9 protein-coding genes are annotated in these 8,966 nt (G+C 56.3%); 5 read left to right on the top strand and 4 right to left on the bottom strand.

Annotation, left to right across the window (positions count from 1 at the left end):
• The 3 genes from AC2FLZ_RS21075 to AC2FLZ_RS21085 all read left to right on the top strand — a co-directional run.
• Positions 1-1,912: ATP-binding protein (locus AC2FLZ_RS21075; protein WP_496882730.1), on the top strand; the 1,912-nt coding region annotated here is incomplete at its 5' end.
• 26 nt (positions 1,913-1,938) lie between these two features.
• The gene (locus AC2FLZ_RS21080) at positions 1,939-2,196 is read left to right on the top strand and encodes a DUF4242 domain-containing protein (RefSeq protein ID WP_209504668.1); all 258 of its coding nucleotides are present in this window, start codon (positions 1,939-1,941) and stop codon (positions 2,194-2,196) included.
• Between the two features lie 103 nt (positions 2,197-2,299).
• Positions 2,300-3,715: an FAD-binding oxidoreductase gene (locus tag AC2FLZ_RS21085; RefSeq protein ID WP_496882731.1), complete on the top strand. Its 1,416-nt coding sequence runs from the start codon at positions 2,300-2,302 to the stop codon at positions 3,713-3,715.
• A 327-nt stretch (positions 3,716-4,042) separates the two neighbouring features.
• On the opposite strand, the gene AC2FLZ_RS21090 is transcribed toward AC2FLZ_RS21085, so the two are convergent.
• From AC2FLZ_RS21090 to AC2FLZ_RS21105, 4 genes are read right to left on the bottom strand one after another with little or no spacing between them, the layout of a single operon-like run.
• Positions 4,043-4,840 carry an ABC transporter permease gene (locus AC2FLZ_RS21090; protein ID WP_480475312.1) on the bottom strand — a complete coding sequence of 266 codons (798 nt, stop codon included), beginning with the start codon at positions 4,838-4,840 and terminating at the stop codon, positions 4,043-4,045.
• The gene (locus AC2FLZ_RS21095; RefSeq protein ID WP_480475310.1) at positions 4,837-5,589 is read right to left on the bottom strand and encodes an ABC transporter permease; all 753 of its coding nucleotides are present in this window, start codon (positions 5,587-5,589) and stop codon (positions 4,837-4,839) included. Before AC2FLZ_RS21095 ends, AC2FLZ_RS21090 begins: the two co-directional genes overlap by 4 nt.
• A gap of 9 nt (positions 5,590-5,598) precedes the next feature.
• The gene (locus AC2FLZ_RS21100; protein WP_480475308.1) at positions 5,599-6,363 is read right to left on the bottom strand and encodes a transporter substrate-binding domain-containing protein; all 765 of its coding nucleotides are present in this window, start codon (positions 6,361-6,363) and stop codon (positions 5,599-5,601) included.
• Positions 6,364-6,402: 39 nt separating this feature from the next.
• Positions 6,403-7,200 carry an ABC transporter ATP-binding protein gene (locus AC2FLZ_RS21105; protein ID WP_496882732.1) on the bottom strand — a complete coding sequence of 266 codons (798 nt, stop codon included), beginning with the start codon at positions 7,198-7,200 and terminating at the stop codon, positions 6,403-6,405.
• Between the two features lie 77 nt (positions 7,201-7,277).
• Between AC2FLZ_RS21105 and AC2FLZ_RS21110 the strand changes: the two genes are divergently transcribed.
• Both AC2FLZ_RS21110 and AC2FLZ_RS21115 read left to right on the top strand, forming a co-directional pair.
• A complete protein-coding gene (locus AC2FLZ_RS21110; RefSeq protein ID WP_496882733.1) occupies positions 7,278-7,934 on the top strand; it encodes a TetR/AcrR family transcriptional regulator in 657 nt (218 codons plus the stop codon).
• On the top strand, positions 7,931-8,966 hold a 1,036-nt coding region (locus tag AC2FLZ_RS21115), incomplete at its 3' end, for a pyridoxal phosphate-dependent aminotransferase (protein ID WP_496882734.1). The genes AC2FLZ_RS21110 and AC2FLZ_RS21115, both read left to right, overlap by 4 nt.

Below are 8,966 nucleotides of genomic sequence, written 5' to 3' on the forward strand. Positions count from 1 at the left end.
GATCGTGAATGCAGATGAGCAGGGACAAGTCCGCATACCATCGTCGCTGAAGGGCGCCTTGATGGCGCGGCTTGATGCAGTTTCGCCCGAGGCCAAACAGGTCGCGTTGACGGGGTCAGTCATTGGGCGGGAATTTGAACCAGATTTGTTAAGTGCCGCGATGGGGCTGGAACGCGCAGATATCAATCTTCGCCTCGAAGAACTGTCGCGAACGGGACTGATCTTTGAAAGCGGAAACAACCGCGGGCATTTCGTGTTCCGCCATGCCCTTATCCGCGATACGGCATATCAATCCATGTTAAGCTCTACCCGCAGGCAGCAACATTCAGACGTTGCCCGCGCACTGATCGCGATGCGATCTGCTGAAATCGAACGCCGGCCCGAGCTGGTGGCCCGCCATCTGTCAGAAGCAGAAGAATGGCGCGCCGCATTCGACAAATGGGAAGCTGCGGCTGAAATGGCGTTGGCCCGGTCAGCCAGCCAGGAAGCGATGACTAATGCGCAGGAGACGCTCAAAGCGGCTAAGCAGCTGAACTCGGAAACCTGCCCGGAAATGGTCAGGGGCATGATCCTGGTTGGCCGCAGCCATGACAGCCAGGGTCAGTTGTCCGAGGCGATAGCGGTTCTGAAAAGTGCATCTACCGCTGCCCAGAAACTCCACGATGTGGAGCTGGCAGCCGATGCAGCCAATCATTTTGCTGACTCGTGCATGATGACGAGCAAGCGACATCACGAAGCGATTGACCTTTGTGAAAAGGCGCTAAAAGACCTGTCTGACAATGACGAAGTCAGGCGGTGCCGGTTGATGAGCCAACTTGCGCGGGCGTATATGTTTGTCGGCCAGTTTTCCGTAGGCACCCGCTTTGGTCAGCAATCCATGGAACTGGCGGCGAAGCTTGGGGATCATAAATCCCAGTTTTCGGTAATGATGATGCATTTTGGGGCGCCATTCGTTGCGCGCAACGGGCAAGAGGCACGACATTGGCGTGAAAACCTGGACGCCATGCATCAGGTAGCGGAACACCTTGGCAGTATTGATCAGGGCCGCGACCGGACGCTCAGCCTGTTTGTCGGCGCTGAAATGGCCGACCGCGACCTGTTGGACAACTCACTCGAATTGCTGACGGCGATTTCCGAAAAGGACAATCATCTGCAACTCTATTGGGTTCAAAAACACGCACGCGCCATGGTTGCAATCATGGACGGCGACTTTGTTCAGGCTGAAAAGCACGCCACCGAAGCGGTCAAGATCGGTCGAAAAACGCACGGCGAACATGTCGAGGGCGTTTTCGGCGTTCAGATGTTTACCATCCGCCGCGAGCAGAACCGCCTGCACGAGGTCGCGCCTGTGATTAAGAAACTGATGACCGACAGTCCCGAAGACATCTCGTGGAAGCCTGGTTTTGGCCTTATCGCAGCCGAACTGGGATACACGGAACCGGCTGAAAGAATACTGAATGAAATGGCGGAAAACGGCTTCGACCTACCGCCAGATGCCATGTATTCAACAACTCTGTCCTATCTTGCTGACATCTGCGTGGCTGTCGGGCATCCGGGTCATGCCCAGACGCTTTACAGTATGCTGCAACCTTACGAAGACCTGACGATCACCGCAGGGGCAACCACAGTTTGCACAGGTGCCGCAGCCAGACGCTTGGGGAGACTGGCAACGGTGCTGAAAGACTGGGAAATTGCCGGGAAGATGTTCCGGAAAGCCATCGAGATTGACACGCGGATGAATTGCCCACCTTGGATTGCGCATTCCAAGGCAGCGTATGCATCAGCACTCAGACAACAGGGCCGCCCCAGCGATTTGGAACTGGCGTTTCAACTGGAAGGGGAAGCGTTGGCAATATCACAGAAATTGAGTATGGTTTCCCTTAAGTCAAAGCTCGAAGGGGTAGCCAGTTAAGGTCCGGAAAATGCTTGGGGGGCATAATGCCACGATACATCATTGAACGAAATTTTGCGGAACAGCTGAATATCAGCGACAACGACAAAATCCACATCAAAGAAATCAATGACGAAGTCGGCATTGAATGGATCTTTTCCTTCCTCAGCGCAGATAAGCGCAAAACATACTGCCTTTACGAAGCCCCGGATGAAGAAAGCCTGCGAAAAGCGGCCGAGCGTCTAAACATTCCTGCCGATGTCATCACGCCGGTAGATCGGATCGATCCGGGAATATTTGCCTGACGACCAGCTTTCCCCCACAACCAAGTATCCCCTTCTCAGGGCAATAACAAATTCACGAGGCAGCCGTGCGCGAAACCTTTCCTGAAACAAGGGAGGCCTAAGCATGTTTGACCTGAAAGCACTCGACGGACGTATCGCGACTGTGGATCAAGGCGATTTGGACGCGCTAGATGCCTCACTGCGCGGCGGGGTCTACCTGCCGGGAACCCCGGAATATGAAGAAGCCAGGATTACCTGGAACAGCATGTTCGAGCGTTACCCCGCCTTCGTGATCCGTGCGATGGGGGCAAGCGATGTCCAGAAGGCAATAAACTTCGTCCGACAAGCAGGCTTCATGATGACCGTTCGATCAGGTGGACACCAGATTGCAGGGCACGCCGTCGCGGACAAGGCCGTCATGCTGGATCTGTCCCAGATGCGTTCGGTTCACGTGGACCCTGCCGGCAAAACTGTCCGGGTTGCACCGGGTGCGTTGCTTGGCGACGTTGATCGCGAAACACAGGCCCATGGTCTTGTTGTCCCCACAGGCATCAACTCGACAACCGGCATCGCAGGGCTGACCTTGGGTGGCGGTTTTGGCTGGACGACGCGGAAATTCGGCATGACGATCGACAACCTTCTGTCGGCAGAAGTCGTGACGGCGGATGGCGCGATCGTCACCGCCTCGTCCACGAGCCACCCGGAACTTTTCTGGGCCATTCGTGGTGGTGGCGGAAACTTCGGTGTCGTCACCTCATTCGAATTCCAGTTGTATGATCTTGGGCCCGATATCCTGTCCGGCCTGATCGTGCACCCGATCGAAAAGGCACCAGAGCTGCTTTCCGCGTTTGTGGCCATTGCAGACACCTCCCCCGATGAGCTCACCGTCTGGAGCGTGATGCGAAAAGCGCCGCCACTCCCGTTCCTGCCGGAAGAGTGGCACGGGCGCGAGGTGCTGATTTTCGCGGCGTGCTATAGCGGCCCGATGGATGAGGGTGAAAAAGCGATGTCGGCCTTGCGCGCGCTGGGTGAGCCGATTGTGGATGTCATTTCACCGCACAGGTTCGTGGACTGGCAGGCGGCGTTTGATCCCCTGTTGTCGCCGGGCGTCCGCAACTATTGGAAAAGTCATGACTTCAACACGTTGCCCCCGGCCGCCATCACGGACCTGCTGGACGCGATTTCCACCCTTCCTGACCCAGCATGTGAGGTTTTCATTGCTCATGTCGGTGGCGCGATGGCCCGCGTTGAACCCGCTTCTACCGCCTACCCGCAAAGATCTGCGCATTTCATCATGAATGTCCACACACGATGGGAGGACCCTGACAAGGATGACACCTGCATCGGGTGGGCACGCCAGCTGTACGAACAGATGAAACCATACTCAACAGGCAGTGCCTATGTGAACTTCATGCCTGAAGACCAGGCAGACCACGTGACCGGCGCTTATGGTGTGAACGGCGAAAAACTTTCCAAGATCAAAGGAAAGTACGATCCCACCAATTTGTTCAGGATGAACCACAATATCCTACCAACGTAAGACAACCAGAGTGGCAATTCCCGAACTGCATTGATGTTGGGACCGCTGTCTTAGCACCACTCAATTTTCTCGCTGTTCGGCTATCGCGCCAAGCGGTTCCTCTCACCTATGGCCGCGCTGGCACTCATGCCCTCTTGTCGTGCAGCTACCCTAGATGCTGTATCATTAGAGCGTTGAATTTACGGATCGCGAACGAAACCAACTTCCCTGATCCCGTTTCAAACACCTGTTTTACGCTTAAGCCTGCAATCTCGGTCGCTAGGAGCAATTCATCGAATAACCGCTTCGCTAATCGCAGAGCAAGTTTCCTTCGGCTTCTTGCTAGAACTATCCGATGGGCCCATTGCGGCGTCCGGTTCCCAAAACCTTCACCTCCAGCCAGTGGAACACCAAGGCAATTACGCCCGCTACGAGAATGTAGAATACGGCCAACAGGATAAGCGGTTCGTAGACGATAAACGTATCGGCGCGCACACGGGACGACACGGCATAGATATCAACCACGGTTATTGTGGCGACCAGCGGTGTTGCCTTTAATTGCAGGATGGTTTCACCGCCCAAAGTCGGCAGAACATTGCGGATTGCCTGTGGTAACCAGATACGGCGAAACATCGTCAGCCTTGGCATACCAAACGCCTTGGCCGCCTCCAGCTGTCCTTTGGCAACGCCCTTGAAGGCTCCGCGCATGACCTCACCTTCGTAACCCGCATAAGAAAGTGTCAACGCCAGCACCGCATAGGGCCAAGCCTGACGCAGGTACGGCCAAAGATCAGACGATCGTATCCATGGAAACTGCGGAAACAGAGAGCCGAGGCCATAATACAGCAGCCAAAGCTGCAAAAGCAGCGGCGTGCCGCGAATGATTGTGCAAAACGCCTTTGCAGGTGCCGCAAGGTACCATGGCCCAACGGCCTGCGCTAACCCAAGGGGTACAGCCAGTAAAAAACCAAGAACGATCGTGACAACCAGCAGCCAGAGCGTGGTCCAGATTCCCTGCAATGCAAGCGGCGCATAATTGGGTATCCAGTCCCACCGCAATGTCATCGCGCACCAAACCACGATCCCGGCAAAGATCAGCATCATCACGATACGATGAGGTTGCATCAGAGATCTGAGGTCGATCATCTGCTGCCTCCGTTCAGAGCGGGTTGGCCGCGACGGGCCCATTTCTCAATCCGCGCAAAGATCCCACCCGAAAACAGCGTAACCATCAGATAAAGGAAGCCCGCCGCCAAGAAAAAGGTGAAGTAGGCCCGCGTGCTGCTGGCCGCCTGGCGCGTTTCCAACGTCAGCTCGTTAAAACCGACTACAGCCAGCAATGCTGTGTCTTTGGTTGCAATCAGCCACAGGTTGGCCAGACCAGGTACGGCGAAGCTCATCATGGCGGGGATCGTGACGCGCCGCATGGTCATGAATGCCGGCATTCCGTAGGATTTCGCCGCTTCGATCTGACCGGGCGGAACCGCCTGAATGGCACCGCGCAGAATCTCGGTCGCATACGCGCCCTGAACGACGCCCAGCACCCAAATGCCTGCGGCAACTCCGTTGATCTCAACCCGGCCACCACCCATGGCAGCAGATATTTTGTTGATAATATCGGATCCTACGTAATACAGGATCAGGATCAGGACCAGTTCCGGCACGGCCCGGATCACGGTCGTGTAAATGGCAAGAAGGTCGCGCGTGACCTTTCCGCCGTAAAGTTTGCCATACGCTCCGAACAATCCGATCACGAGGCCCAGTGCATATGCGCCAAAAGCGATCTGCAAGGAGTGGGACAATCCGCGTAGCAGATTAGCCCCCCACCCCGGTGGCGAGAGCGACAGAAGCTCTGCGCTCTGCGCCAAACCTAGTGATTCCAGAAATCCGGTCACGGCAACGGCTTAGTAGATGCTGGTCGAGAAATAGTTCGACGTGATCTTCTCGTGCGTGCCATCGGCAAGAATTGCCGCGATGCCCTTGTTCAACGCCGCAAGCAGGTCATCCTGCCCTTTACGGACGCCCGCACCGACACCACGCCCCAAAATGGCTGGATCGTCCTTCACGGCACCTTTGATTTCGCAGCAAGCACCGGCATCCGAATTCACAAAATCGGCCATCGCAATGCTGTCAGCTTGGGTGGCATCGATCCGACCGGCAAACAGGTCCTGATTGGCCTCATCCTGAGTTTGATAGACGCGCAGTTCGGAATCCTTGAAGTATTCCTGCGCATAGGCTTGGTGGATCGTCGAAGCCTGAATGCCAATGACTTTACCCGCCAGCGATTCCGGGGTTGCTTCGATATCCATCGATTTATCGGCAACGATAACCGCAGGTGTGTTATAGTAAGGATCGCTGAAATCAATGGTTTTCAACCGTTCCTCGGTGATCGACATCGAGGCCATGATGGCGTCGATCTGCTGTCCGGTCAGCGAGGGGATAATACCGTCCCAGGCCACCGGTGTGATAACACAGTCAAGTTCCGCGGCAGCGCAAACTGCATTGATGACATCGATCTCCCAACCAACCCAGTTGCCTGAGCTGTCCAGCGACGCGAAGGGCGGATAAGGCTCGGCCGCGATGCCGATCTTGACCTCTTCTGCACTGGCAACACCAGCCGAAAGGACAGCGGCGGCAAGACCGGACGCGAGCAGTTTTTTGACGTTCATTTTGTTACTCCCTTTGGTTCATTATGTTGTTTTTCTGGATCAGGAGACCGAGCTGAGAAACTGCTTCAATCGCTCTGATTTTGGATTTCCGAAGACCTCTGCAGGTGGGCCTTGCTCTTCAATGCGGCCCTCGAAAAGATAGACGACGTGGTTCGCGACTTCGCGCGCAAATTTCATTTCGTGGGTCACAAGCAGCATTGTGCGCCCTTCCGCTGCAAGATCCCGGATTACGGTCAGAACTTCGCCTACAAGCTCTGGATCAAGCGCCGAAGTTGGCTCATCGAAAAGCATTACGGAAGGATCCACCGCAAGCGCGCGTGCGATGGCAGCGCGCTGTTGCTGACCGCCTGACAGATAGGCCGGATAGGTGTCGGCCTTGTCGCCGAGGCCCACCCTCTTGAGCAGTTCATGCGCCCGAGCGATAGCTTCGGCCTTTGGTACCTTAAGGACATGTACCGGCACCTCGATCACGTTTTCCAGAAGCGTACGGTGTGTCCACAGATTGAACTGCTGGAAAACCATCGCCAGCCGTGTACGGATACGTTCGATCTGGCGGCGGTTCGAGGGGCTGCCGTCGGCATGCATTTCAACCAGCTCACCGCCGATCGTGATCTTTCCCGAGCTTGGTGTTTCCAGAAAGTTGATACAGCGCAGCATCGTGGATTTGCCCGAGCCTGAGCCCCCGATGATGGCAACGACATCGCCCTTGTTCGCTGTCAGCGAGACACCTTTCAAAACCTCCAGCGTGCCGAAAGACTTGTGCAGGTCCTCAACCCTTATCGCCTCTTCAGACGTGGTTGCTTCGCGTGCGGGTGTTGCTGCTTTGGCTGTGTCCATATCCAAGAATCTTCTGATTTCAGCTTGCAGTAAGCCTCGAATCTCGCAATTATGCAAGTGTATAATAATTCCGTACCATGGATGGCCCGGACGTGCAGGACGACAGCCGTAAATTTACACGTGAATCTGCCGAGTTTCGGCGCGAGGCGCTGATCCTGGCGACTTTGAACCTGATTGCCGAGATGGGCGTTCGGGGTGCCACTGTGCGTCAGATCGCGGCCCGCGCGAACGTGACCCAAGGGCTGATCCGGCACTATTTCTCATCCAAGGAGGAACTGGTTCAGGCTGCGTACGAACATCACATGAATACGCTGACCGATCAGACAGCTGCGTCGTCAGGGAAAGGCAGCGCAGTATCTCAGTTGACCAACTTCGTTGATGCGTCGCTGCGACCGCCAATCGTTGATCCAAGCGCTGTGGCCTTGTGGGCCGGCTTCCTGAACAAGGTGCAGCGTGATCCGAAAATGCAACGCATCCACCAGCAAACCTATAACTATTTCCGGGATCAGCTTGAAAAGCTGATCGTCGCCGCATTGCAAGAAACCGGACGTCCAGTCACCACGCCGCAAGCCGTGCAACTGGCCATTGCCTGCAACGCGGTTATCGATGGTCTTTGGCTGGAAGGCGGTGCGCTTCCAGATGAATTTTCCGAAGGTCAATTGGCGCAGATCGGATTGGATTCCGTCAGTGCTATCGTCGGTATCCCATTGATCAAAGAAGTGGAACAACCATGAAGACCACATCGGTGACAGAACGGTTGGCGGGCTTGGGTGGCGCCAAATGGGGCGTACATCTGAAAGCGCGCGACCTTATCAAGGCCGGAGCGGACATCGTCGAAATGACGATAGGTGAACCGGACGTGCCGGTGCCGGACGCGCTGGTCGAAGCCACCGTAACCTCACTGCGGGCCCAGCGAACGGGCTACTCCAATGGCCGTGGCGAAGCTGGCTTGCTTGACGCGCTTTCCGCCCGTTACTCGGCTTCCCGCGGACGCGTTTTCGGGCCCGAGAATTTTCTGTGCTTTCCCGGAACGCAGACCGCACTGTTCGCTGCCATGGCCGGCGTTGCCGAGGCCGGTGACGAAGTTCTGGTCGGTGATCCGATGTATGCAACCTACGAAGGGGTCGTGCGTGCTTCCGGGGCGGAAATGGTGCCCGTACCGCTGCGCCCGGAACACGGGTTTCGCATGCAGGCCAAAGATATCGCCGCACGCGTAACACCGCGCAGCCGCGCCATTCTTCTGACAACGCCACACAACCCAACGGGCGCGATCCTGACCGCCGAGGAGCTAACCGAGATCGGACAGCTCGCGATTGCGCATGATTTGTGGATTATCTCGGACGAGGTCTATGAAGAACTGATCTTTGACGGGGCCAGATTTGTGTCGCCACTGGCAGACCCGGAACTGGCGGATCGTGTCATAGGCGTATCATCCATCTCGAAATCACATGCCGCGCCGGGGTTCCGCAGTGGCTGGTGTGTCGGGCCAGCCGCGTTTTGCGAAGCGCTACTGCCCTATTCCGAGACCATGCTTTTCGGCAATCAGCCCTTTATCGCCGATATGACTGAAAAGGCGATCCGCGACGGGTCCGAGGTTGCCTCCGGCATGGCCGCCCGTTTTTCAGCGCGCGCCACGCTTTTGGCTGATCGCCTCGAAGCAGAAACGGATCTGACCGTTCACCGGCCTCAGGCGGGAATGTTCGCCATGATCAACGTCTCCGCCACCGGGCTGGACGGCGAAGCCTATGCCTGGGACTTGTTGCAGA

Source organism: Ruegeria sp. YKSF131, from assembly GCF_059612645.1.

Excerpts from the sequence above, each read along its gene's own strand:
- AC2FLZ_RS21080 (WP_209504668.1), top strand. The coding sequence starts at position 1,939 with ATGCCACGATACATCATTGAACGAAATTTTGCGGAACAGCTGAATATC.
- AC2FLZ_RS21085 (WP_496882731.1), top strand. The coding sequence starts at position 2,300 with ATGTTTGACCTGAAAGCACTCGACGGACGTATCGCGACTGTGGATCAA.
- AC2FLZ_RS21090 (WP_480475312.1), bottom strand. The coding sequence starts at position 4,840 with ATGATCGACCTCAGATCTCTGATGCAACCTCATCGTATCGTGATGATG.
- AC2FLZ_RS21100 (WP_480475308.1), bottom strand. The coding sequence starts at position 6,363 with ATGAACGTCAAAAAACTGCTCGCGTCCGGTCTTGCCGCCGCTGTCCTT.
- AC2FLZ_RS21105 (WP_496882732.1), bottom strand. The coding sequence starts at position 7,200 with ATGGACACAGCCAAAGCAGCAACACCCGCACGCGAAGCAACCACGTCT.
- AC2FLZ_RS21110 (WP_496882733.1), top strand. The coding sequence starts at position 7,278 with ATGGATGGCCCGGACGTGCAGGACGACAGCCGTAAATTTACACGTGAA.